Raw genomic sequence first — 25,041 nt, 5'->3', positions numbered from 1 at the left:
ACCCGTTAACGGGCTCTGACTACTTGTAGGCACACGGTTTCAGGATCTCTTTCACTCCCCTTCCGGGGTGCTTTTCACCTTTCCCTCACGGTACTGGTTCACTATCGGTCACTAGGGAGTATTTAGCCTTGGGAGATGGTCCTCCCGGATTCCGACGGAATTTCACGTGTTCCGCCGTACTCAGGATCCACTCAGGAGAGAACGAAGTTTTGACTACAGGGCTGTTACCTCCTATGGCGGGCCTTTCCATACCTCTTCATCTACCTCGTTCCTTTGTAACTCCGTACAGAGTGTCCTACAACCCCAAAAGGCAAGCCTCTTGGTTTGGGCTAATCCCGTTTCGCTCGCCGCTACTCAGGGAATCGCATTTGCTTTCTCTTCCTCCGGGTACTTAGATGTTTCAGTTCCCCGGGTCTGCCTTCTCATATCCTATGAATTCAGATATGGATACCACTCCATTACGAGTGGTGGGTTTCCCCATTCGGAAATCTCCGGATCAAAGCTTGCTTACAGCTCCCCGAAGCATATCGGTGTTCGTCCCGTCCTTCATCGGCTCCTAGTGCCAAGGCATCCACCGTGCGCCCTTTCTAACTTAACCGTTAAAAAGAATCACTATGTGATATCTTGTATTACTAATTGAATGTGATGTCTACTGTTATCTAGTTTTCAAAGAACACGTTTCGAAGGAATGATCCTTCAAAACTAAACAAGACAGGGAACGTTCTGTTTATAAGACCCAAGGTCTTATATTCCGTATAATATCCTTAGAAAGGAGGTGATCCAGCCGCACCTTCCGATACGGCTACCTTGTTACGACTTCACCCCAATCATCTGTCCCACCTTCGGCGGCTGGCTCCTAAAAGGTTACCTCACCGACTTCGGGTGTTACAAACTCTCGTGGTGTGACGGGCGGTGTGTACAAGGCCCGGGAACGTATTCACCGCGGCATGCTGATCCGCGATTACTAGCGATTCCAGCTTCACGCAGTCGAGTTGCAGACTGCGATCCGAACTGAGAACAGATTTGTGGGATTGGCTTAACCTCGCGGTTTCGCTGCCCTTTGTTCTGTCCATTGTAGCACGTGTGTAGCCCAGGTCATAAGGGGCATGATGATTTGACGTCATCCCCACCTTCCTCCGGTTTGTCACCGGCAGTCACCTTAGAGTGCCCAACTGAATGCTGGCAACTAAGATCAAGGGTTGCGCTCGTTGCGGGACTTAACCCAACATCTCACGACACGAGCTGACGACAACCATGCACCACCTGTCACTCTGCCCCCGAAGGGGACGTCCTATCTCTAGGATTGTCAGAGGATGTCAAGACCTGGTAAGGTTCTTCGCGTTGCTTCGAATTAAACCACATGCTCCACCGCTTGTGCGGGCCCCCGTCAATTCCTTTGAGTTTCAGTCTTGCGACCGTACTCCCCAGGCGGAGTGCTTAATGCGTTAGCTGCAGCACTAAGGGGCGGAAACCCCCTAACACTTAGCACTCATCGTTTACGGCGTGGACTACCAGGGTATCTAATCCTGTTCGCTCCCCACGCTTTCGCTCCTCAGCGTCAGTTACAGACCAGAGAGTCGCCTTCGCCACTGGTGTTCCTCCACATCTCTACGCATTTCACCGCTACACGTGGAATTCCACTCTCCTCTTCTGCACTCAAGTTCCCCAGTTTCCAATGACCCTCCCCGGTTGAGCCGGGGGCTTTCACATCAGACTTAAGAAACCGCCTGCGAGCCCTTTACGCCCAATAATTCCGGACAACGCTTGCCACCTACGTATTACCGCGGCTGCTGGCACGTAGTTAGCCGTGGCTTTCTGGTTAGGTACCGTCAAGGTACCGCCCTATTCGAACGGTACTTGTTCTTCCCTAACAACAGAGCTTTACGATCCGAAAACCTTCATCACTCACGCGGCGTTGCTCCGTCAGACTTTCGTCCATTGCGGAAGATTCCCTACTGCTGCCTCCCGTAGGAGTCTGGGCCGTGTCTCAGTCCCAGTGTGGCCGATCACCCTCTCAGGTCGGCTACGCATCGTTGCCTTGGTGAGCCGTTACCTCACCAACTAGCTAATGCGCCGCGGGTCCATCTGTAAGTGGTAGCCGAAGCCACCTTTTATGTTTGAACCATGCGGTTCAAACAACCATCCGGTATTAGCCCCGGTTTCCCGGAGTTATCCCAGTCTTACAGGCAGGTTACCCACGTGTTACTCACCCGTCCGCCGCTAACATCAGGGAGCAAGCTCCCATCTGTCCGCTCGACTTGCATGTATTAGGCACGCCGCCAGCGTTCGTCCTGAGCCAGGATCAAACTCTCCGATAAATGGATCACAGGTTAAGTTCACCGCATCCTGCGGCGACACCTGTGTGACCTGCGTCGTGCAGGCCCTAGTTTGACTGACTACGCACATCGCTGTGCGATTTATAAAAAATGAATTAACAGGTACGTTTTGTCTTGTTTAGTTTTCAAAGATCATTTTGTTCACTTCGTTCAAGCGACTTTATTATTATAACTCGTTGACTCAGTGAAGTCAATAACTTTTTTTGAAGTTCTTTTTTTCGTTATCGCCTTGTTTAGCGGCAACGAATAATAATATACCACCTAGTAAATAATAGTGCAATAGTTTTTTTGAAGAAATACTAAGGAATTTAAAAAGAGCGGCATCCTTTCCCTATGGAGGATACCGCTCTTCTTTATTAGCGATGTCTCATTTGCGGGAATAACAGCACATCGCGAATAGAAGGAGCATTCGTCAGCAGCATAACCAGACGGTCGATACCGATGCCTAAACCTCCTGTTGGCGGCATACCGTATTCCAGAGCTTCAACAAAGTCTTCATCCATTAGATGAGCTTCATCATTACCGGCTTCACGCTCTTTTAATTGCGCTTCAAAGCGTTCTCTTTGATCAATAGGATCATTCAGCTCTGTAAACGCGTTGGCATGTTCACGGCCAACGATAAACAGCTCAAAACGGTCTGTAAAACGCGGGTCCTCAGGGTTTTTCTTAGCAAGAGGAGAAATTTCTACAGGATGCCCGTAAATAAACGTTGGCTGAATAAGCGTTTCTTCAATTTTTTGTTCGAAGAATTCGTTGATGATATGGCCTACTGTCATAGAGTCTTTAATTTCTACTCCATGTTCTTTTGCATATTCACGCGCCTGTTCAACAGTAACCTCTTCCCAGAAATCAACGCCGGTCGCTTCTTTGACTGCGTCAACCATATGGATTCTTTTCCACTCCGGTTTAAGGTCGATTTGCTCTTCCCCGTATTGAATCGTAGTTGTGCCAAGCACTTCTTGGGCGATATGAGCGACAAGGTTTTCAGTTAAGCTCATGATATCTTTATAGTCCGCATATGCTTCATATAACTCAATCATTGTAAATTCAGGGTTATGGCGTGTAGAGACACCTTCGTTACGGAAAACACGGCCGATTTCATATACTTTTTCTAAACCGCCGACAATTAGACGTTTTAGGTGCAGTTCGATAGCAATACGCATATAGAGTGGAATGTCTAACGCGTTGTGGTGAGTGATAAACGGACGTGCAGAAGCTCCCCCAGGAATGCTGTGCATTGTAGGTGTTTCTACTTCTAAGTATCCATGATCATCAAGGTATCTTCTCATAGCTTGAATGATCTTGCTTCGTGTAATAAACGTATGTTTGCTGTCTGGGTTTACGATAAGATCCAGGTAGCGCTGACGGTAGCGCTGCTCAACGTCTTTTAAACCATGGTATTTGTCAGGAAGCGGACGAAGCGCTTTTGTCAGCAATTCAAAGGAAGTTGCTTTAACAGACAATTCGCCTACATTTGTTTTGAAGACTTTTCCGGTTACGCCGATAAGATCACCGAGGTCAGAAGACTTGAAGATTTCATATTGGTCGTCACCGACACTGTCTTTTCTTACGTAGATTTGGATTTGGCCTTCTAAATCCTGAAGATGGGCAAAGCCGGCTTTTCCTTTGCCGCGTTTTGTCATCATGCGGCCTGCGATTGTAACTTCAATCGCTTTTTCTTCTAACTCTTCTTTGGTTAGATCTTGATATGCCGAAATAACTTCTTGAGACTGATGAGTTCTTTCAAAACGTGCGCCGAATGGATCGATGCCGTTATCTCTCAGCTGATTCATTTTATCGCGTCTGACTTGCAGCTGATCATTCAATTCTTCATGGTTATGCTCTTCTTGACTCATTGTTATCACTCCATTACAGATATTGTTTCATGAAAAAAGCAGAAAAACTGCCAGCGTAAAACTAGCAGTGAGCAGCAAATAGAGGTGAGTATTATCCTACTTTTGCATTTTGAAGCTCTTTTGCCTCAACTTCAACCGTAAATGCATCTAAAAGCTGTACAAACTCTTCTCTCGTCTCGCAATGATTGATTTCATTACGAACGTTCGCATTGCCTTTCACGCCTTTCAGATACCATGCAGCGTGCTTTCTCATTTCTCTTACCGCTACGTTTTCACCTTTTAAGTCAATCAGGCGGTCAAGATGCAGTTTGCATACGGCCATTTTTTCGCGTACTTGCGGCTCTTCTTTTAATTCACCTGTTTCAAGATACTGAACCGTACGGTAAATCATCCACGGGTTGCCCAATGCAGCGCGTCCGATCATAACCCCGTCTACTCCTGTCTCATCGAGCATACGCTTAGCATCCTGCGGTGTCTTAACATCGCCGTTTCCGATAACCGGAATCGATACTGATTGTTTTACTTCTTTGATGATATCCCAGTTTGCCGTTCCTTCGTACATCTGCACTCTCGTACGGCCGTGAAGCGCAACTGCTTTACCGCCCGCACATTCTACAGCCTGTGCATTTTTCACTGCGAAAATGTGGTCTTCATCCCAACCCATTCTCATTTTCACTGTAACTGGTTTATTAACAGCATCCACTACTGCAGAAACCATTTCGTAAATCTTATCAGGATCGAGAAGCCATTTGGCTCCCGCATCGCATTTTGTAATCTTCGGCACGGGACATCCCATGTTAATATCAATGATATCAGCAGTTGTGTTTTGGTCTACAAACTTCGCCGCTTCCACAAGGGTTTCCTTTTTTCCTCCGAAAATTTGAAGGCTCAGTGGTTTCTCACGTTCATCAATATAAAGCATACCCATTGTTCTTGCATTGTTGTAAAGGATCGCTTTGTCACTGACCATTTCAGCGCATACCAATCCGGCTCCGAATTCCTTTACAGTCAATCTGAACGCAGAGTTGCAGACACCAGCCATAGGTGCGAGCACAACCCGGTTTTTCAATTGAATATCTCCGATTTTGAACAATTTTTCTCCTCCTTTCATTTGTTCTATTTTTCTGGCGGCGCCAATTCGTCCGCACTTATATTTAAAACATCTGCTGCATCTTGAATGATGGCAGCTGACGGCAATCGGTTTCCGCGTTCAATTTCGCCGAGAATAGAAACTGATATACCTAATGCTTTTGCAAATCCTTCTTGAGTATAACCTTTCAGCTTTCTGAATGCACGAATTCGTCTACCCCAGATTTCTGCTTCCATACTCTTACACCTTCTTGGTCTGTTTCGGCGCTTGTAGCCTCTTTTTCAACCTGCTGGCAAATTTCCGCAAGCGGAGCAAGGACAAACAAACGCTCATACATTCTCGGATGCGGAACAATTAGTTGCTCTGTTTCAATATTTTCACGATTAAATAACAAAATGTCAAGGTCTGCCGTCCGCGGCCCCCATCTTACTTCCCTTGTTCTGCCTAATTCATTTTCTATCTGCTGCGTCAGTTCAAGTAGTTCAAAAGGGTTCAGTGATGTCTTGATTTCAACAGCCATATTCAAAAATTGAGCTTGATCTTCGTATCCGACCGGGTCAGTTTCGTAAATAGACGACACTTTAGTGACTGTCACCGCAGCATGCTGATGCAGTAAAGCCACTGCTTGCCTTAAATACGTTTCTCTATCTCCAATATTAGATCCAAGTGCAATATAAGCTATGTTGTTCATGACTTTTTTCTCGTAATTTCAATTGCTACTGATTTATAGTGTCCGGGAATTGGCGGGTCTGGCTTAATCACTTTCACCGTACATTGCTGAACAGGCTGAAATTTTTCGAGAACAGTGCCAGCAATACGTTCCGCCAGCGTTTCTACCAATTTTACAGGCTCCCCTTCCACGATATCTTTACATACGTGATAGAGCTCAGCATAGTTGATCGTTTGCTCAAGGTCGTCTGTTTGTCCAGCTTTGCTTAAATCCAGCTCAGCGGTTAAATCGACTTTAAACCGCTGGCCAAGTTTGTTTTCTTCTTTGAACACACCGTGATATCCGTAAAACTCCATACCTTCTACATAAACTTTATCCATGGTGCACCCCTCCCTTATTCAGCATCGCGTCCATCATTTTCGCCATTCTGGCAATTTGCTTTACATCATGGACCCTGACAATGTCACAGCCTTTTTGAATGCCGAGACACACAGTCGCGCCTGTGCCCTCAGCCCGCTCCTCAGGCGGAAGATCCAGAACACGTCCGATGAATCTTTTTCGGGAGGTTGCCAGAAGAACCGGATATCCCAACCCGCTGAAAATCTCTAGTTTGTTCATCACTGCCAAGTTATCGTGATAGGTTTTCGCGAAACCGATACCGGGATCAAGAATAATGTTCTTCTCGTCTACTCCGGCCTCAACAGCAATTTTCACACTCTCCATTAAGTCCGTCAGCATATCCGGCAACAAGTCATTGTAGTTTCTTTCAGGGCGGTTATGCATGAGAACAATTGGAACATTATGTTCAGCTGCAACGGAAGCCATCTTCGGATCATGTTTGGCTCCCCAAATATCATTGATAATGGATGCGCCGGCTTTCACTGCTTCATCTGCGACAGAAGCCTTGTACGTGTCTATAGAAATAGGAACACCAAGCTCTTTCGTAATCCGCTCAATCACCGGAATGACTCTGGACATCTCCTCATCCTCAGATACGCACTCAGCGCCAGGCCTTGTCGATTCCCCTCCGATATCAATGATATGGGCACCATCATCGATCATCTCTTTCGCGTGCAGCAGCGCCTTGTCCAAGCTGTCATATTTTCCGCCGTCCGAGAAAGAGTCAGGCGTTACGTTTAAAATTCCCATCACCAGCGTCTTCTCTTTATATGATAAAGCGCTGGGCTTAGTGTGGATTACTTGTGTTTGATCTATTGTGTGCTGCGCCATGCTCTTCCTCCCTTTTCATGAATCATGTTCTTTATTTCTTTTTTGTAAAACAATTGAAGAGCGGAGGTTGCTTCTCCGCTTTGGCTTCCATAGTTTACTTCTTCTATTTTAGTAAACGGGATGATTTCAAGAACCGAGTTCGTCATCCACGCTTCGTCAGCTGTCAAGAGAGCTTCTAACTCATATCGGCCCGTTTTGAGCTCCAGGCCGATATTCTTTGCATTTTCTATGATAAAACGTCTCGTGACGCCGTCCAGAATACCGGTATCAAGTGATGGCGTATAGATACAGCGACCTTTTCTCCAGAAGACATTAGATATGATACCCTCTGCAACAACTCCATCCTCCGTTAGGAAAATTCCCTCGACACGCGGATCATTTCCAATTTCCCGTTTCGCATACATATTATTTAGATAATGATGAGATTTTAACCGGAACGATCCCTCAGGAGTGTTTCTCCGTATCGATAAAACCTTTCCTTCTTTTTGCAAAGGAAGACTTTCTGGTTTCAGCTGATTCACAAAGCATAAAACGGTCGGCTTATCGTACGTCTGGGCGACAAAGCCTTTATCGCTGATTCCCGCTGATATGTTCAGTCTGACGCGGGCATTACCATCCTTGATATCATTTAGCTTAAGCAGCTTGTCCAGCATCTCAAGGATCTCATGCTTTGAAACAGTATATTCGATTTGCAGATCCTTAAGCGCGCGTTCAAGCCTTTCTATATGCCAATCAAGCAAAAACGGGCAGCCTTCGTAGAGCCTGAAGGTTTCGAAAACACCGATCCCATATAAAAACCCATGGTCAAAAGGAGAAAGAACTGCATCTTTCTCCTCCATATACCGGCCGTTCACATATATCATCACGCAATAACTTCCTTGCGATATGTCTCAATAAAATTTCTGAGCATTTCTTTCCCAAAGGAGGTCATAATAGACTCTGGGTGAAATTGCACGCCCTCTATCGGGAGGTCATTGTGGCGAATAGCCATGATTTCTCCTTCTTTCGTTTGTGCTGTTACTGTAAAACAGCTTGGCAGCGTCTCAGGTTTTACGATCAGCGAGTGGTATCGCGTCGCAACAAGGGGATTTTTCAACCCTTCAAAAATGGTCTTGCCGTCATGCTCGATATCCGAGGTTTTCCCGTGCATAAGCCGTTCTGCCCTAACAACGTCACCACCGAACACTTGTGCGATGGACTGGTGTCCGAGACATACACCGAAAATAGGAATTTTTCCTGCGAAATGTTTAATCGCTTCGAGGCTGATTCCCGCCTCATCAGGGCTGCACGGTCCGGGAGATATCATCAGAAAGTCCGGAGACAGTTCTTCAATTTCTTCGATTGTGATGCTGTCATTGCGTTTCACAACCAGCTCTTCCCCAAGCTCGCCCAAATACTGTACCAAGTTGTACGTGAATGAATCGTAGTTATCGATCATTAAAATCATTTCTCCGCTCACCTCATCTAATTTTTGTCTCTTCTTTGCTCAGCTCTAATGCTCTTTGCATCGCAAAAGCTTTTTTGAATGATTCCTTGTATTCGTGCTTCGGAACAGAATCAATCACAACTCCTGCGCCGGACTGCATAAATGCCTGCCCTCCGGTTGCATAAATGGTTCGAATGACGATATTAAACTGCAGATCGTGATTATATCCAAACCATCCTATAGATCCAGTATAAAGCCCTCGGCGTGTCGGCTCAAGTTCTTCTATAATTTCCATCGTTCTTACTTTCGGTGCACCAGTAATGGTTCCTCCGGGGAATACAGCATGAATAATATCTACAGCATCATACCCATCCCGCAGTTCACCTTGGACATTAGACACAATGTGCATCACATGCGAGTATTTTTCAATTGCCATGAATTCATTTACGCGCACAGACCCGTACCGTGATACTCTTCCCAGATCATTTCGCTCAAGATCAACCAGCATGACATGTTCCGCGCGTTCTTTTTCATTGTGTATCAATTCGTTTGCAAGCGCCTCGTCTTCTTCATTTGTTTTCCCTCTGGAACGGGTGCCCGCAATCGGTCTCGTCTCTAATAGCTTGCCCTTTTTGCTGACAAGCAGTTCAGGCGATCCGCAAATGATTTGGAAATCAGGTGTTTCTAAATACGCCATATAAGGAGAAGGATTTACTTCTCTCAAGGTTTTGTAAATTTGATATGGGTGGGCAGACAGTGACTGTGACTGCCTTATTGATAGATTGACTTGAAACACATCTCCGCTGGCAATGTATTGTTTGATTTTCTCTACAGCTTGCGAGAACCCATCCTCGGTAAATGGCGCCGCGAAAGAACCATCTGTTTCAGGGTTCATCTCTCGCGAAGAGACAGCGGGAAGCTCAGTCAGCCACATCTGCTCTAACTCAGATAGCTTCACATCCGCTGTTTCCTGATCAGAACCATTAACATGAGTAATCAGCCATAGAGACTCTTCTTGATGGTCATAAACTGCTATATCATCAAAAACAAGAAAATAAATATCTGGTGTTTCTAGATCATCTAATGAGAGCATTTTAAAATTTTCAATGTACCGTGCGTAATCATAGCTGAGAAACCCGATTGCCCCGCCTTGAAAGTCAGGGAACTCATGATTCGTTTCTGTTTCCAGCGTTTTAAACCAGCTGTGGAAGGCCCGTAATGGATCACCTTCTTTAAACAGCATCTCATCACCATGCTTAATTGTAGTTATTCCGTCTTTTCCTTTCACAGTCGCAATTGGATCAAGACCGGCTATACTATATCTGCCGCCTCTTGCACTTTCGAGAAGTACATGATGTTTTCGGGATTGCGCAAGTTTCTCAAATTGTTGTAAGAATGAGTCTTTTTGAAAAGGTACTTTTTTGCCTGCCGGTCTGCGTTGTGCCATTTGTATCATTCCTCTATTTTCTTTTTTACTTATTTTTAATTGTAAAGCAATGTTGTTAGTGAAAAAAGTGAATTTCTCTTCCAAGAATAACATTCGTCGCAGACATGGCATATTTGATGCACGAAATATAAAAAAACTCCCGGCGGACCGGGAGTTTTGGCTTTTTTTAATCGAATTGATACAGCGGCGTGCTTAGATAACGTTCGCCGTTACTTGGAATGATGGCCAATACTTTTTTGCCTTTTCCGAGTTTTTTTGCTACTTGAAGAGCAGCATAAATTGCCGCACCTGATGAGATGCCTCCGAGAATTCCTTCTTCACGTGCAGCTCTGCGGGCATATTCGAATGCTTCTTCATTCTTCACAGGGAAGATTTCATCATATACTTCAGTGTTTAAGATGTCCGGCACGAATCCCGCTCCGATTCCCTGAATTTTGTGGGGGCCTGGTTTTCCTCCTGAAAGCACTGGGGAATCTGACGGTTCAACAGCATAAATCTTGATGGAAGGGTATGCTTCCTTCAGCACTTCGCCCGCTCCCGTAATCGTTCCGCCCGTTCCGATTCCGGCTACAAATGCGTCAAGCTGGTCATCACCGAATTGCTCAACGATTTCTTTACCCGTTGTTTGGCGGTGAATTTCTGGGTTAGAAGGGTTGTTAAACTGCTGCGGCACAAAGTATCCGTGCTTTTCAGCAAGCTCTTCAGCTTTCTTAATGGCACCTTTCATGCCTTCCGCACCAGGAGTCAGCACAAGTTCAGCACCGTATGCACGAAGAAGGTTGCGGCGCTCCATGCTCATTGTATCAGGCATAACCAAAATGGCTTTTAATCCTTTAGCAGCAGCAACCATTGCAAGCCCGATTCCAGTATTTCCGCTTGTCGGTTCAATGATTGTATCACCGGCTTTTAATTTTCCTTCTTTTTCAGCCGCTTCAATCATGGCTAAACCGATACGGTCTTTTACACTGCTTCCAGGGTTCATGTATTCAAGTTTTAGATATACATCCGCACTGTTTTCATCTGCAAGGCGATTTAATTTAACGATTGGCGTATTCCCAATTAATTCAGTAATGGAGTTTGCTACACGTACCATTCTCGACACCTCAATTTCCGACTATTTGTATTGGTATTATGTATATAATCTATCAATTTCAAAATTTTTTGTCAATCACTTAGTACTTTTTTCCCCATAAAACCAAGATACATCAGCTTCTTTCCAAAGTGTCTTAACTGTCGCTTTATCGCCTAGCTGATCCATTGCGATTTGCCGTCTGATCTGGTCCTTTACTTCATCAAATGAGAACGTTCTTGCCTTTAGTTTTTCTTTCAGCTGGATAATGGCATATCCGTTGCTGACCTTTATTGGTTCCTGAGACCATTCATCCTCTTTGAGTGTTTTCGCCTCTTCAATGTATGCTGATGGAATGTTGTCTGATGCCTCTGTGACAAAACCTAAATCTCCGCCGTATGGTGATGTATATCTGTCAGTGGATCTTTCGGCAGCGACAGCTTCAAAGCTTGATCCGCCTTTCAGTTCTTTCAGGACTTCTCTCGCTTCTTCTTCATCTTTTACAACAATATGCCGAATTCGATACGAATCATCAAACTGATATAGTTCCTTATTTTTATGATAGAATGATTCCAATTCTTTGTTTGAGATATCGATATCCCTTGTTAACAATTCCTCAAGGAGGATATTATAACGAATTTGGTCTTTCCACTCTTTCTCCGTCGTATGTTCATCTTCGTAAAAGGAATTATTGACCGCTTTAATCAGCAAAAACTCACGATCAATTTCGCTTTTGGATATTTTAAGGTTGTTCTTTTTAGCCAGCTGCTCAACAACTCGGACATTGATCATATCTTCAAGCGTTGACTTACCATACTGATCTTCCATTTCTTTCAGCCATTCTTCTCTTGTCACACTCTTGCCCCCGATAGTCGCAATAGACTCACCGGATGACGATGCGCCGTCTTGGGATTTCGTCAGCGTATATGCAACAGCAATACAGCAAACCAACAGCGCCCCTAAAATAATGGTCCAGATTGTTCTTGATTTCAAACCTGCTTTCAGCCCCTTTTCTCAAATTAAAAACCCGCTAAAGAGCTTAGCGGGTAGTTTGGTCACGAAGCCCTTCCAGCTCTTCTTTTGTAAATAAGTACTTTTCATTACAAAAATGGCATACTGCTTCGGCTTGTCCATCTTCTTCTATCATATCTTGAATTTCTTTTTTGCCTAGTCCTAAAATGGCTGTTTCGAACCGTTCTTTTGAACAAGGGCAATGGAATCTGACAGGCATCGTTTCCAAAATCTCAGGTTTCTCGCCTAGGACTTCTTCTAAAATTTCTTCTGGTGTCAGCCCTTTTTGGATGAGCTTAGAAATCGGCTCTACTTGAGATAGACGCTGTTCAATTTTTGTGATTGTTTCATCATCTGTTCCCGGCATCAGCTGAATAATAAAGCCCCCTGCCGCAAGAATGGTATTGTCAGGATTCACGAGCACACCTACGCCCACTGATGAAGGAACCTGCTCAGATGATACAAGATAGTAAGTGAAATCATCTCCTAATTCTCCTGAAACGATTTCTACTTGTCCTGTGAAGAACTCGCGCAAACCTAAATCTTTTACGACACTTAACGTTCCGTTTGTTCCAACCGCACGTCTGACATCAAGCTTGCCTTGTTCATTTAAATCAAAATGAACTTGCGGGTTAGAGACATAGGCTCTGACTTCTCCTTTGGCATTGGCATCAGCTACAATAGCTCCGATCGGACCTCCGCCCTCGATTTTCACGGTCAGCTTATCATCGCCCTTCAGCATAGCGCCGAGCATAAGTGAAGCTGTCATAGTGCGGCCCAATGCAGCGGATGCTGTCGGCCACGTACCATGGCGTCTTTGCCCCTCATTTACCATATCAGTCGTTCTCGCAGCATAAGCCCGAACTTTTCCGTCATACGCAAGTGCTTTTACTAAATAATCCATTACTAAACCTCCTATACACTTCCTACGCGGTTTCTTTCATAAATCAATTCCAGCCCTTTTAGGGTTAAGAATGGATCAACGATGTCTATACAATCTGATTCGTTCGCAATGAGCGGCGCCAGGCCTCCTGTCGCAATGACCTTTGGTTCCTGTTTTGCCTGCCATTTCATTCGCTTAACGATTCCTTCCACTTGGCCGACATAGCCAAATAAAATCCCAGATTGCATCGCGCTAACAGTGTTTTTTCCGATAATATTGTCGGGCCGGGTGATTTCGATACGCGGAAGCTTTGCTGCACGCGAGTAAAGCGCCTCTGTCGAAATTGTAATCCCAGGGGCAATCGCCCCGCCCATGTATTGTTTGTTTTCATCAATATAGCAGTACGTTGTGGCGGTTCCGAAATCGACAACAATTAATGGATTGCCGTACAAGTGTATCGCAGCGACAGCATTTACGATTCTGTCTGCCCCCACTTCTTTCGGATTGTCATATTTTATATTTAAACCGGTTTTCATACCTGGACCAACAATTTGCGGCTCGATATGAAAGTATTTTGTGCACATTCTTTCTAACGCAAACATGATTGGCGGCACTACTGACGAAATAATAATGCCATCTATCTGTTCAAACATAAGCCCTGAGTGATCAAATAAGGAGCGCAAAATCATCCCAAACTCATCTTCTGTTTTATGCCTGCTTGTTTCTATACGCCAGTGATATTCTAATTTTCCATCATGATATACACCAAGTACAGTATTGGTGTTCCCCACATCGATAACCAGTAACAACCTCTATCACCACTTTTGAATAGTTTCTCTACTTTACTTTTTACAAACATTCTACAATACCATACACGATCAGCGGCTCATTTGTAAACAAATCGATACCAGAATTGGATGATTGTAAAAGCCGCAGCTGAGCCCATCATTTACATAAAAAAACTGCCAGCGTCAGCCGGCAGTTTTTTTAGAAAGAAAGCGAATTACTCCTTCGTATCGTCTTTCTTTTCTTCTGTTTTTGTCAGAATGTTTACTTTCACATCATCGTTCTTTTCATCATCTGAGAAATTACGCTCAGGTAATGTTCCATGATCGATAAGGTGTTTGATTTGTTCAGCGTCAAGCGTTTCAACTTTCAGAAGCGTTTGGGCAATCAATTCAAGCTTGTCACGATTTTCAGTCAGGATTTGTTTCGCACGCTCATAACATTCTTTGATGATGCGCTGAATTTCCTGATCAATTTCGTAAGCGATTTGATCACTGTAGTTCTGTTCGTTGTTGAAATCACGGCCTAAGAATACCTGACCGCCCTGAGACTGTCCAAATTGCAACGGTCCCAGTTTTTCTGACATACCGAATTCCGTAACCATTCGTCTTGCAATATTCGTCGCACGCTGGAAGTCATTGTGCGCCCCTGTGCTGACTTCACCGAAGATAATCTCTTCAGCAACACGTCCGCCCAAGAGGCCGACAATTTTATCAAGCAGCTCCGGCTTTGTTTGGAAATAACGGTCTTCTCTTGGCAGCATAACAGCATAACCGCCAGCCTGGCCCCGAGGAACAATCGTTACTTTATGAACCATATCTGCCTCATCTAAAACGAGACCGATAACGGTGTGTCCGCCTTCGTGATAAGCCACGATATTGCGTTCTTTCTTGGAGATAACGCGGCTTTTCTTAGCGGGTCCGGCAATTACACGGTCCGTCGCTTCGTCAATATCACGCGCATCGATTTTTTTCTTGTTTTGACGAGCCGCTACAAGCGCAGCTTCATTCAAGAGGTTTTCTAAGTCAGCGCCTGAGAAGCCTGGTGTTCTCATGGCAATTGATTTTAGGTTAACCGTTTCATCCAGCGGTTTGTTTCTCGCATGAACTTTCAATACAGCTTCACGGCCAATGACATCTGGGCGGTCCACTGTGATTTGACGGTCAAAACGTCCCGGACGAAGTAAGGCTGGGTCCAAGATGTCCGCACGGTTCGTCGCAGCAATGATGATAATTCCTTCATTAGCGCTGAATCCGTCCATTTCAACAAGCAATTGGTTTAGCGTCTGTTCACGTTCATCGTGTCCACCGCCGAGACCAGCGCCACGCTGGCGTCCGACTGCGTCAATTTCATCAATGAAGATCAAACAAGGCGCATTCTTTTTCGCATTTTCAAACAAGTCACGCACACGGGAAGCACCGACCCCTACAAACATTTCAACGAAATCAGATCCGCTGATGCTGAAGAAAGGTACGCCGGCTTCTCCTGCACAAGCCTTGGCAAGCAATGTTTTACCGGTACCCGGAGGTCCGACTAAAAGCACGCCTTTCGGTATTCTGGCGCCGAGCTCGGCAAACTTGCGGGGATCTTTCAGAAACTCAACAACTTCAACAAGTTCTTGCTTTTCTTCGTCAGCCCCTGCAACGTCTTTAAATTTGACGCGTTTCTTTTCCTCTGTATACAGCTTCGCTTTACTCTTGCCAAAGTTCATGACACGGCTGCCGCCGCCTTGAGCCTGATTGAGCAGGAAGAAAAACAGAATAAAGATAATGACAAATGGGATGATGGTCGTCAGGAACGTCACCCATCCGCTTGTTTCTTGCGCGGGCTCAACCTTTACGTCTGTCTTTTTCAAAGCGTTAAATATCTGGTCTGCTCCCTTTCCTTCAGGAACATGAGTCAAAAAGTATTGATCTTTGTCGTAGTTTTTCAGCTGCCCTTTTACCTCATAAACACCTCTGACAGGCTGAACCGATACGCTATCAACTTTCCCGTCATCCAGGTTTTTGATGAACGTACTGTACGACATATTTTCTGTTTTCGGATTTGAGGTCTGGAAGTAGCTCACAACCCCGATTACTACTAATAAAATAAGTAAATAAAAAATGGTATTACGGAAGACCCGATTCATTCCTTACCTCCTCCCACAGTAAGCACAACTATGTTCAATAGTACCATAGAAAATCATTCCAATACAAACAATAACCATCTCGGAAGCAGGCTGCCGATCAGCTTTCATAAACTGCCGGTTTTAACACTCCGATATAAGGCAGATTGCGATAGCGCTCAGCATAATCAAGTCCGTAACCCACTACAAACGCGTCAGGAACTTCAAAACCGACAAAGTCTGCTTTGATGTCCGCTTTTCTTCCGCTCGGTTTATCCAAAAGGGTAACAATCTTAATTGATTTTGCTTTACGGTATCGGAAGAGCTCTACGAGATAACTTAAGGTTAACCCACTGTCGATGATATCTTCAATAATTAAGATGTCCCGGCCCTCTACAGATGTATCCAAATCTTTAATGATTTTGACTTCTCCAGAAGAAACCGTAGAATTTCCGTAGCTTGATACATCCATGAAATCCATTTCCAAATATGTATCAATATGCTTGATAAGATCCGCCATAAAAGGAAGTGCTCCTTTTAACACACCGATTGCCAACGGAAATGTATCTTGATACTCGCTCGTTAATTCTGCACCTAACTCTTTTACTTTCTTTTGTATCTCTTCCTCTGAGATCAGTACTTTCTCGATATCATGTTTCATCATGATTTTGCTTGCCCCCTACACTTTTCATGCTGTCTATATTGTAATACAATGCGGTCGCTGTTTGGAATCACAAGATCTTCAAAAATTGATTTTTTCAAGCCAGGTATCCAGATAATTTCACCGCTTGCGTCCGTCACAATCGGCCAGTTGTCTCTTTCTTGGAGAGGCAATTTCTTATCAATAAATATATCCTTTACCTTTTTTGAGCCGTTCATCCCTTTTAGTTTGATCCGGTCTCCAGCTTTTCTCGTCCGGATTGTTAAGGGAAATCGCACCTTTTTTTCACTTGTGATAAAAACAGCATTCCCATGTTCTTCAGGCGAGTCCGCATAATGCTTTGCCTCTATCAGATATCCATTAGGGAGCACTGCCGTTTCATCAGAAGCTCCGCTAATTTGGTATTCAAAGGGAACATTTTTGCACTGCCATTGTTCAAATGTAAACAAACATGTCTGATATGATTTGACCACCTTCAGCCCTTTCGGAAAGTCGAGTACTCCTGAAGGACCGCCATTTTCCGCCCAATCGAGAAATTGCTGAATGTGATGGGCCGAAAAGGATGATGGAACGTTTTCATAAAGATAGTTTAATATTAGTTGAACTCCTCTTCTTTGTAAAGGCATCGGGAGGGCAAGCAATTGAGAGGAATTGATTTCAACTGATGTATTAGACTGGCTTGTGATTACTTTATTCATTTCATCTTTCGTTAATGACTGTAAGAATTGCTCATCTTCCGTCAGTGCTTCACTCACTTTCTGAAACCTTTTATGCACATCCGGAGATTCCTGCTTCAAAAACGGGAGCACTGTTTTTCTGAATCTGTTTCTTGTGTAGTCATCTTTGGCGTTGCTTTCATCCGTCCGGTAGCTCAAGCCGTTTTCACGGCAATAGTGAAGGATCTCTTCCTTTGTAATGGTTAAGAACGGCCTGATGATCCGCCCCGTCCCAAAACGTCTAACCGGCTGCATTCCCGCAAGTCCCGTTCCAAGCGTACCCTTAGCCAGTTTCATAAGCATTGTTTCAACCTGGTCATCACCATGATGCGCAAGAGCCAGATAGTCCGCTTGGTGCTTCGACATGATTTCCTCAAAAAACTGGTAGCGGCAATCGCGTGCTGCAGCCTGCTTATTGAGTCCTTTTTCCTGTGCATATGCGGTTACATTGATTTGAGCCGTTTCGCACACGAGCTGTTCAGCTTTACAATAAGCTTGGACAAAACGCATGTCCTCCTCGGATTCCGCACCTCTGAACCGATGGTCAACGTGAGCTGCAATAACATTCGCTGAACGGCCGCATAACGTATGCAACGCGTGAAGAAGAGCCATTGAGTCCGGACCGCCGGAAACGCCTACAATGATTGTCGCCCCTTTTAACGTAAGATTGTGTTTGTTTAAAAAATCTTTGACACTTTTCACAATGTCCTCCTCACAATGAGCAGGTATTTTAAAGATATTCATATCCTAACACTTTCAACCCCTCCAAGCAAAGAAGAAGCATAGGCTCTGCAGTTTGCACCATTCAGATTAAGAAAAAGATAATATAGGCGAAATAAAGCGCTAAAACACTGATCACGATCAGCGTTGTTTCAAATAACCCCCCCGACTTAGCCGGTTTCTGTTTTGGGGTATATCGCGTCTTCGTTATTTTTCCTTGGCGCGGTTTTTGCTGTCTTTGTCGTGTGGCAGGCTGCGGTGATGCTTTTATAGGCTGTTTTCTTTGTGCTGCTTTTTGCCCCGCGTCTAGCATATCCTTTTTCATTTCATCTGCGGATTGATAATCTCCGTTCAAGGCTGAAAAAAGCACTTTTTTATACTTTTGAAGCAGCGGGTTTCCTTCGATGAGAGACCTAAGCTGTTCTTTGGGCTGGTTCGTTTTCTTAAATTCTTTTTTATGCACACTGTTGATCATAATCATGGCAACTGCGAACAAATCATAGGATGGCTCTGCCTTCCTTGTTCCATACCCCCAATAGCCTCTGTCATAAAACTCCGTATACTCTTTTATCGCCCGGCCTTCCTTTGTCGTGCCGCCCACATCAATGCAGCGGATCCTTGCGGGCGGACCAGTTACGATCAGATTATCAGGTTTAAGATCGCCGAATATCCATCCTTGCTGGTGAAGCACCGATAAGCTGGATAACAGCTGAATCATTAATACAGGTATCCACTCTGCTCCTTTATCACTGACATACTTCAAAAGCAGCGGCCCTTTTATGTATTCCATTGCATAAAATGAAACTTTCGTATTGGTACCGGGAATATAAGCATCATCCGTATCAAAAAAAGAAGGCCCCATCGTAACGGACTGGGCCTTTGAGAAAGATTTCAAGACATTCACTTCAGAAGTAATAGACAGGCTGTCATCACTCACCTTTAAGGCAACATGTCCATCTGATGCTTCTGCCAAATACACAATTCCATTGGCCCCTTTACCAAGCTGTTTACGCAATGTATAAGTGTTTCCATTCCACTTGCCTTTGATTGTCGTACCCGGCTTGAGGCTACATGCCAAACTCGTCAAAGCGTCGTTCATCATCTGCCAGCATGCCCCTTCTTGAGCGTATTTTTTCAAACTGCAGTGTCGCTTCACGAATCGCCGGACCTGTCGGCGTGATGCCGCCTGTCGAAAGCTTTGCAAAGAGTGTGGAAAGAGATTGCAGCTTCGGTGTCCAGTTCAGCACAAGCTCGACCTCTTGTTTTTTCCCGGGAAATATACACATCGCAAATTCGTTATTCCCAATTCGGGAATTGAGGCTTACAGACAAATCAATCAGCGCCTCTTTTACTGTTGGAAGCTTTGGCGCCATACTTGCACTTGTATCAACAAGAACCAAAACCTGAAGATGCACCGTTTCTCCAAGCTCGTCTACCACTTCCATGACTTCGCCGCGTTTTTCTGGAGAAAGCTCTTCCATTTCCACATTCTTTCCGAGAATCTGTTTCAGTTCTTGATTGACTACACCTTGTAAGGTTTGCGTCATCGCTTTTTTTGTTACCATTTGAACAGTTTGTGAAAGCTGAGATGCATAAACGACTTGGTGCACGCCTCCTCCGGCAAGTGCAATCCCTTCGACTTCCTTCATTGCCTCAGGGTCAATTTGATTTTCTTCCATTATACCAATGACATTTACCGTAATCCCCTGCTCTTTAGCAAAAGCAGCCATTGCAAGCGGGTCTTCCCCATGGTTTGAGCAGCCATCCGTTATCAGCAAAATTTGATTTAAATGTCCGTTGTTCACATTCATTCCTCCTGGAGAATACGAGGATTCTCAGATTCATATATTCTCATCTTCGCCAGAAGAAATTTGATTTATACGAAAGCGTTATGAAATTTCTTGTTTGTTTTGAAAGATTGCCGGAACAGGAATGGATGCCCACTTCGGTGTATTGTGATCAATCCGGACGACAACAACAGTCATATCGTCCTCAATTTGGCCGGATCTTGTGCGGATGACTTCTTCCATAAGCAAATCGGCAATCTCCTGCGGGTCATTTGTTTTCAACCCTTTCATTTTACGTTTCATCCATAAGTCGTGATTTTCCACATGCTTAGGCCCCTCAAAAATGCCATCACTCATCATAATTAAGAGGTCACCCGCTTTCAGCTGTTCACTCACAACCTCCACATCAAATTCATTAATAATACCGATTGGCAGATTACTCGCTTGAACTTTCATGACTTGGTCACCCCGTTTGATAAAGCTGGGCGTCGATCCAACCTTCAAAAACTTACAGCTGGCATCTTGAAGATCGATAATAGATAGGTCAAGCGTGGAATATATTTCGTCAGTTGTCCTTAGAGACAGTATGCTGTTGATCGTTTTAATTGCTATTTTTTCATCAATTCCCGATTCAAGGATTTTTTCAAGAAGCTTGATCGTTTCATTGCTTTCAAAGTGCGCTCTTGCGCCATTGCCCATTCCGTCACTGATTGCTGCAGCATATTTTCTGGCTCCAAGCTCCATCATGCTGTAGCTGTCGCCGGAGACAAGACCGCCGCCCTTCGCAGCGTGAGCAGCTCCCGTGGACACCCTGTATGATTTTGTTGATCCAAAGGCGACATGGCTGTATCCATTCGGATGCGGAGAGTGCTGTTCGGCTTTCACAAGAATTTGTTCTTCCAGAATGTCAGACAGCATAGGGGCAATGATTTTTTCACTTTCTCCATGTCCGCTGAACGGAATGGTCATTTCAATATCGATATTTCCTTGTTCAAGACTATAGATCTCGACATGCTGAATCTCAATTCCGAAATGCTGAAGCGCCTCTATGATTTGCTCTTCCTGCAGAAAGTGCTGTTCTCGCTCTCTTTTTATTTCCCGAGAAAAGTCGGCCATGACTTCAGAAACGCCTAAAAGCTGTTCAGCAACAAGGCGCCTGCTGTCTTGGACTTTTTTCTTGAGTGTCAAATGGGCATGATGATGTGCGAGCTCATCCTCAATCAGCTCTTCAACCTGCTTGGATTTAGAACAATACTGTTGAAACTCTTTTTTCAGCCTTCGGTTTGATGCATATTCTTTTTCCTCTGTTTCAAGCATAACTTGTTTCATTAAATCATATGTTTTATCAAAGTTCTGTACCCAGCACCTGTTTTTCTTGTAGCACGTCTGACAGGAATGCTCCGTGATTTTGCTTAAGAACAGATCAACTTCACTGTCATCTGTCTGTTCGTCTGATGCTTGGTAAAAGGTTGCAAAGCTTTCAGACAGCGCGTGAAATACATTGGAGAACTGGTCTACCTTCTGAGCAGTGACATCACGGATTTTTCTAGCGTATTGCTGTTGCTCTTGAAGATGCTCGACAGTTCCCGGAATATATCTCGCCACTTTCCTTGTAATAGATTGAGGTGTGAGCAAAAACAGGCCGACTGCGATTAATGACTCATAGAGCGTGGTCATCAGACCGGCAGAGCCTTCACCATATAAAGATATAAGAAGTGATCCAACGATCAGACCGATTGCTGCACCCGCTTTTTTTCCTTCCTTCAGCAAACCGCCCAATAAACCGGAAAAAGCAAGCAGACTCATTTGATATAGGTTTCCGATATTCGCCAAGCCAAGAATCAGGCCGGTCACAACACCAACCGTACAGCCGATGCTTGCTCCGCCAATAAAGGAAAAACTCAATACAACATAACGAGCCAATATATGTTCTGCCTGCATCCCTTGGTAGGACAAGCCGGCCAGCCCCGTTAAAACAGAGGCAATAAGAATCATAAAGCAAATGATTTCCTCTATTTTTAATGATTGTTTCACTTTTTTCACAGTAAAAATCGGAAGGCTCTGAAGGAAAATCAGTGTTAAGATAAACGATAGTCCAGCCTCAACGATAGCCATTACATAATCATAGGTTGTAAATACGCCATTTTGGGCATAAACAAACCCGGCTCTTGCTGCAGCCATCGAGAAGAACACGACAATCGGGAGTGCTTTTACACGATCGTCGGTAATGAAGGCAGCCACTTTAGAAAATACGAAGAATGCCAGCAATGCCGCCAGTATGAGCAATGAGTGCTTTGGAGAAATGGTCAGCGCACCTGCAAGCACAGCCAAAACCGCATAAAACGCTTTGTCTCTTCTGATAAGAAGCATCGCTCCAAAGAAAGGAAGTGCGAAAGGAAGCACCTCAGATAATATGAAAGCCCGTCCAAGCAAAAATCCGATGACAACATAAATGAATCCTTTATAGAAAAACAGTGAATGCAAATGATGAGTCACCAGCTTCGTGCCCCTGTTAAAAAACGATTGGAGTTTTTCCAAAGCTTGTCCCGCCATTGGCCCGTTCACTCTTCTTTCTGCTTTTTCCATTCCTCTCATCTCCCACCTGTTATATTCGTTGCCTGTCATTATAGCGAAAGCACAGATAGGATTTTGTCAAAAGAAGGTAACAATACCAAAGAAATCTTCGACGGTTTCTGCCTTGATATTCGTTTATGAAAAGAATTTCCGGAATGTTGTCTAAAAATGAAAAAAATCGGCTTCTGCAAGAGAAACCGATTTTTTAGGATGACCCGTACGGGATTCGAACCCGTGTTACCGCCGTGAAAGGGCGGTGTCTTAACCGCTTGACCAACGGGCCAAACAAATATGGTAGCGGCGGAGGGGATCGAACCCCCGACCTCACGGGTATGAACCGTACGCTCTAGCCAGCTGAGCTACACCGCCATATTGTTTTGTGCTTCTAAGCACAAGTTATATAATACAAAGGTTTGTCTCTTTCGTCAACAGAAACTTTAATGTTGTAATTTTCTGACTTTTAAAGGGGTGAGGATAATAAAAAAGCATCCGTCGGGATGAACGGATGCTTCATTTATTTTATAGAAAGCAGCAAGTTATCCTCTTCTTGCTCCGCGCCCTCCACGTTTTGATTCCGTATTGCGTTTTAAAGATGACAAGCGATCTTCGCTGTCTTTTAAAAACTTATTCATTTTCTGTTCAAAAGATTCTTTCGGACGGAAATCATTTCTAGGTCTGGCTTGCGGACGGTCTTTAGCTTTTTTAATAGATAAACCAATTTTCCCGTCTTTTTCAACGTTGATGACTTTCACTTCAACTTGGTCGCCGACTTTTAAGTGGTCGTTAATGTCTTTGACATAATTATCAGCTACCTCACTAATGTGAACGAGACCGGTTGAGCCTCCAGGCAATTCAACAAATGCTCCAAAATTTGTAATACCTGTAATTTTCCCTTGCAACTTGCTGCCAACTTCAATCGACATAAAAAAAGTGCTCCTCCTTAGGCTTATAAAAAGATCGTTTGCTTAATTATACCTAAATAAAAATTTAAGTGTCAACAAGGCTACTTGCTCTTCTTCTCCACATTGAAGATAATTTCTCCGTCTCCAGACATGAATAAGTCCCTTCTGGCAAGCTCTGTGACGTAATCCTCATCCTTCAATTTGGATATTTCTTCTTTTAAATCCGTTTGTTTTGTCTTTAAACTTTTCAGTTCTTTTTCAAGCTGTTCTTTCTTTTCTTCTTTTGCACTAAGGGAAGATGTTTGGGACCAGACAGAGCTTGCCAGCACAATTGCCGTCAGGAATACTAGGGCGCCGAATACAGTTAACCGTCTGTACAGCCCTTTGCGTCTTCGTTTCTTCAGCTGATTTTGCCGTTCTACTTGTTCTTTATAGTCGTTTTGTATTTCAGTTATCGTTCGTTCCCTGGAAAAATTCAAACCAGACGGTCCTCCTTTCATTTCTTCAAAAACCGTGTAATGGTCGTTCTTATGGTTATCAATAGTTTCTTCTTCTTTTTGAGAAATCCTGCACCTTTTTCAAAATAACGTCTAAAAGTTAGACGCATTTTCACAGGAAGAAGTTTCAAACATTGTTTCGCGATAAAACGGATCGGAAAACACAGAACCATGACTATTTTATATAGACACAGCAGGAGAAAACCTATCAGGCTGTATGTTTTCTTGAATAAAAATGCCGCCAGCCAGATGATCGCTCCGCATGTCCATACAATAGGACGAAATAACACGTGCTGAATGAGTTTTTTGAAGAATTGATAAACAGAAACAACAAGGTAAATGAAGAATTTCAGTATTTTTATATAGATTCGTTTGCAAAGGCTCTGATACGTCGCAACGCCCAGCAGAACCGCTAAAAAGATGTAAATCCTGAATTCTCCCTCATTTACATGAAGCAAGACATAAAAGAAAAGCAGCCCTTGCACAATCCAGAAAAGAATATCATGAATAAATAATAGCCATCTGGCTGTTTTGGCACGAATGACAAAGAGCCGGTATGTATCAAGCGAAGCACCAAGCCAGAGACCCATACCGGACATCGCCAGCATTGTATAGAATTGTGTCGTCAGCGTCATTTAAACAACTTGCTAAAAAACCCTTTAGCTTTATCCCCTTGTTGTTCGTCTAAGTACACTAAATCAAATACCCTGCCTTTAATCGAAACAATCCCTTTTTCCACATCAAGATTTTTCATCTGCAGGTTTTGGCCTCTGACGGAGAGCATTCCCATCACCGTTTCCAGCAGGAATTCTTCGTTATCAAAACTCTCCACATGCTTAACCCCAGAAATATCTAAATGCTTCCGGCCTTTCATTGTCACATCATGCTGTTCCGGAACAGACGAAGAACCTTTTTGATCATAATATGAATTCATCTATTCAGCCCCCATATCCTCGATACTTTTAGCATTATTACTGCATTGTATGAGGTGGGGGATTTTTTTAGAACAAGCCTATTCGCCGAGTTTTTCTTCTTTTAGAATCGTGTACATGTTTGCAGCTTCTTCTTTTTTCGTCGTGTCTTTCAATTCATTAACTTGAACCGTTACAAGCTTTTGGCCGAAGCGGACCGTTAGTTCATCTCCCGGTTTTACGTCAGAGCTTGCTTTAGCTTGGTTTCCGTTAATAGAGATTCGTCCTTGGTCAGCTACTTCCTTCGCTAGTGTACGCCGTTTGATCAGCCGTGATACTTTCAAAAATTTATCTAATCTCAT

General features: G+C 44.1%; 24 protein-coding genes, 2 tRNA genes and 2 rRNA genes (1 of these 28 running past the window's edge). All 28 read right to left on the bottom strand.

Annotated features, from left to right (window positions below; all coding sequences use genetic code 11):
* Nucleotides 1-598 (bottom strand): 23S ribosomal RNA (locus tag ACFVP7_RS00490); it reaches 2,330 nt to the left of the window's first position.
* Between the two features lie 170 nt (nucleotides 599-768).
* A 16S ribosomal RNA gene (locus ACFVP7_RS00485) occupies nucleotides 769-2,318 on the bottom strand.
* Together the 16S and 23S rRNA genes form the textbook arrangement of a ribosomal RNA operon.
* Before the next feature lie 374 nt (nucleotides 2,319-2,692).
* On the bottom strand, nucleotides 2,693-4,192 hold the full coding sequence (gene lysS / locus ACFVP7_RS00480; protein ID WP_338731951.1) for a lysine--tRNA ligase: 1,500 nt from the start codon (nucleotides 4,190-4,192) through the stop codon (nucleotides 2,693-2,695).
* A 91-nt stretch (nucleotides 4,193-4,283) separates the two neighbouring features.
* Complete coding sequence (gene dusB / locus ACFVP7_RS00475) at nucleotides 4,284-5,285, bottom strand: tRNA dihydrouridine synthase DusB (protein ID WP_338731949.1); 1,002 nt, start codon at nucleotides 5,283-5,285, stop codon at nucleotides 4,284-4,286.
* A 23-nt stretch (nucleotides 5,286-5,308) separates the two neighbouring features.
* A complete protein-coding gene (locus tag ACFVP7_RS00470; protein WP_003226678.1) occupies nucleotides 5,309-5,518 on the bottom strand; it encodes a helix-turn-helix domain-containing protein in 210 nt (69 codons plus the stop codon).
* Nucleotides 5,470-5,973 (bottom strand): 2-amino-4-hydroxy-6-hydroxymethyldihydropteridine diphosphokinase, encoded by a 504-nt coding sequence (gene folK / locus ACFVP7_RS00465; RefSeq protein ID WP_003242690.1) that lies wholly within the window; start codon nucleotides 5,971-5,973, stop codon nucleotides 5,470-5,472. The genes ACFVP7_RS00470 and folK overlap by 49 nt, the downstream gene beginning before the upstream one ends.
* The gene (gene folB / locus ACFVP7_RS00460) at nucleotides 5,970-6,332 is read right to left on the bottom strand and encodes a dihydroneopterin aldolase (protein ID WP_014478613.1); all 363 of its coding nucleotides are present in this window, start codon (nucleotides 6,330-6,332) and stop codon (nucleotides 5,970-5,972) included. The genes folK and folB overlap by 4 nt, the downstream gene beginning before the upstream one ends.
* Nucleotides 6,325-7,182, bottom strand: a complete 858-nt coding sequence (gene folP / locus ACFVP7_RS00455) for a dihydropteroate synthase (RefSeq protein WP_144530805.1) — start codon at nucleotides 7,180-7,182, stop codon at nucleotides 6,325-6,327. Before folP ends, folB begins: the two co-directional genes overlap by 8 nt.
* The gene (gene pabC, locus ACFVP7_RS00450; protein ID WP_338734088.1) at nucleotides 7,164-8,045 is read right to left on the bottom strand and encodes an aminodeoxychorismate lyase; all 882 of its coding nucleotides are present in this window, start codon (nucleotides 8,043-8,045) and stop codon (nucleotides 7,164-7,166) included. The genes folP and pabC overlap by 19 nt, the downstream gene beginning before the upstream one ends.
* The gene (pabA, locus tag ACFVP7_RS00445) at nucleotides 8,045-8,629 is read right to left on the bottom strand and encodes an aminodeoxychorismate/anthranilate synthase component II (protein WP_014475585.1); all 585 of its coding nucleotides are present in this window, start codon (nucleotides 8,627-8,629) and stop codon (nucleotides 8,045-8,047) included. The genes pabC and pabA overlap by 1 nt, the downstream gene beginning before the upstream one ends.
* A 13-nt stretch (nucleotides 8,630-8,642) precedes the next feature.
* Complete coding sequence (locus tag ACFVP7_RS00440) at nucleotides 8,643-10,055, bottom strand: anthranilate synthase component I family protein (RefSeq protein ID WP_338731942.1); 1,413 nt, start codon at nucleotides 10,053-10,055, stop codon at nucleotides 8,643-8,645.
* Between the two features lie 166 nt (nucleotides 10,056-10,221).
* Nucleotides 10,222-11,148 (bottom strand): cysteine synthase A, encoded by a 927-nt coding sequence (gene cysK, locus ACFVP7_RS00435; protein WP_003218399.1) that lies wholly within the window; start codon nucleotides 11,146-11,148, stop codon nucleotides 10,222-10,224.
* 75 nt (nucleotides 11,149-11,223) lie between these two features.
* Nucleotides 11,224-12,117 (bottom strand): peptidyl-prolyl cis-trans isomerase, encoded by an 894-nt coding sequence (locus tag ACFVP7_RS00430; protein ID WP_338731939.1) that lies wholly within the window; start codon nucleotides 12,115-12,117, stop codon nucleotides 11,224-11,226.
* A gap of 46 nt (nucleotides 12,118-12,163) precedes the next feature.
* A complete protein-coding gene (gene hslO / locus ACFVP7_RS00425) occupies nucleotides 12,164-13,039 on the bottom strand; it encodes a redox-regulated molecular chaperone HslO (RefSeq protein WP_003226695.1) in 876 nt (291 codons plus the stop codon).
* Between the two features lie 11 nt (nucleotides 13,040-13,050).
* On the bottom strand, nucleotides 13,051-13,827 hold the full coding sequence (locus tag ACFVP7_RS00420; RefSeq protein WP_010886388.1) for a type III pantothenate kinase: 777 nt from the start codon (nucleotides 13,825-13,827) through the stop codon (nucleotides 13,051-13,053).
* Nucleotides 13,828-14,021: 194 nt separating this feature from the next.
* On the bottom strand, nucleotides 14,022-15,935 hold the full coding sequence (gene ftsH, locus ACFVP7_RS00415; RefSeq protein WP_003243881.1) for an ATP-dependent zinc metalloprotease FtsH: 1,914 nt from the start codon (nucleotides 15,933-15,935) through the stop codon (nucleotides 14,022-14,024).
* A gap of 97 nt (nucleotides 15,936-16,032) precedes the next feature.
* Nucleotides 16,033-16,575, bottom strand: a complete 543-nt coding sequence (gene hpt, locus ACFVP7_RS00410) for a hypoxanthine phosphoribosyltransferase (RefSeq protein ID WP_003226700.1) — start codon at nucleotides 16,573-16,575, stop codon at nucleotides 16,033-16,035.
* Nucleotides 16,572-17,990: a tRNA lysidine(34) synthetase TilS gene (gene tilS / locus ACFVP7_RS00405; RefSeq protein ID WP_086343358.1), complete on the bottom strand. Its 1,419-nt coding sequence runs from the start codon at nucleotides 17,988-17,990 to the stop codon at nucleotides 16,572-16,574. Before tilS ends, hpt begins: the two co-directional genes overlap by 4 nt.
* Before the next feature lie 103 nt (nucleotides 17,991-18,093).
* Nucleotides 18,094-19,110 carry a serine/threonine protein kinase PrkT gene (prkT, locus tag ACFVP7_RS00400; protein WP_015253001.1) on the bottom strand — a complete coding sequence of 339 codons (1,017 nt, stop codon included), beginning with the start codon at nucleotides 19,108-19,110 and terminating at the stop codon, nucleotides 18,094-18,096.
* Nucleotides 19,076-19,813: a VWA domain-containing protein gene (locus tag ACFVP7_RS00395; RefSeq protein ID WP_003243782.1), complete on the bottom strand. Its 738-nt coding sequence runs from the start codon at nucleotides 19,811-19,813 to the stop codon at nucleotides 19,076-19,078. Before ACFVP7_RS00395 ends, prkT begins: the two co-directional genes overlap by 35 nt.
* A gap of 84 nt (nucleotides 19,814-19,897) precedes the next feature.
* Nucleotides 19,898-22,381, bottom strand: coding sequence for a stage II sporulation protein E (gene spoIIE, locus ACFVP7_RS00390; protein ID WP_015253002.1), 2,484 nt, complete (start codon nucleotides 22,379-22,381; stop codon nucleotides 19,898-19,900).
* Between the two features lie 199 nt (nucleotides 22,382-22,580).
* A tRNA-Glu gene (locus tag ACFVP7_RS00385) sits at nucleotides 22,581-22,652 on the bottom strand.
* Between the two features lie 9 nt (nucleotides 22,653-22,661).
* Nucleotides 22,662-22,738 (bottom strand) — tRNA-Met (locus ACFVP7_RS00380).
* A 167-nt stretch (nucleotides 22,739-22,905) separates the two neighbouring features.
* Nucleotides 22,906-23,292, bottom strand: coding sequence for a S1 domain-containing RNA-binding protein (locus ACFVP7_RS00375; protein WP_003218379.1), 387 nt, complete (start codon nucleotides 23,290-23,292; stop codon nucleotides 22,906-22,908).
* A gap of 80 nt (nucleotides 23,293-23,372) precedes the next feature.
* The gene (divIC, locus tag ACFVP7_RS00370) at nucleotides 23,373-23,750 is read right to left on the bottom strand and encodes a cell division protein DivIC (RefSeq protein WP_003243211.1); all 378 of its coding nucleotides are present in this window, start codon (nucleotides 23,748-23,750) and stop codon (nucleotides 23,373-23,375) included.
* 17 nt (nucleotides 23,751-23,767) lie between these two features.
* Nucleotides 23,768-24,403 (bottom strand): spore cortex biosynthesis protein YabQ, encoded by a 636-nt coding sequence (gene yabQ, locus ACFVP7_RS00365; protein WP_021479720.1) that lies wholly within the window; start codon nucleotides 24,401-24,403, stop codon nucleotides 23,768-23,770.
* Nucleotides 24,400-24,702 carry a sporulation protein YabP gene (yabP, locus tag ACFVP7_RS00360; RefSeq protein ID WP_003226714.1) on the bottom strand — a complete coding sequence of 101 codons (303 nt, stop codon included), beginning with the start codon at nucleotides 24,700-24,702 and terminating at the stop codon, nucleotides 24,400-24,402. Before yabP ends, yabQ begins: the two co-directional genes overlap by 4 nt.
* A 78-nt stretch (nucleotides 24,703-24,780) precedes the next feature.
* A complete protein-coding gene (locus tag ACFVP7_RS00355; RefSeq protein WP_003226716.1) occupies nucleotides 24,781-25,041 on the bottom strand; it encodes an RNA-binding S4 domain-containing protein in 261 nt (86 codons plus the stop codon).

Origin of the sequence: Bacillus sp. SG20033 (assembly GCF_044570195.1) — a bacterium.
Classification (GTDB): Bacteria; Bacillota; Bacilli; order Bacillales; family Bacillaceae; genus Bacillus; species Bacillus subtilis.
Note: the sequence above shows the minus strand (reverse complement) of the source record. Positions and strands in the feature narration are given on the sequence as shown.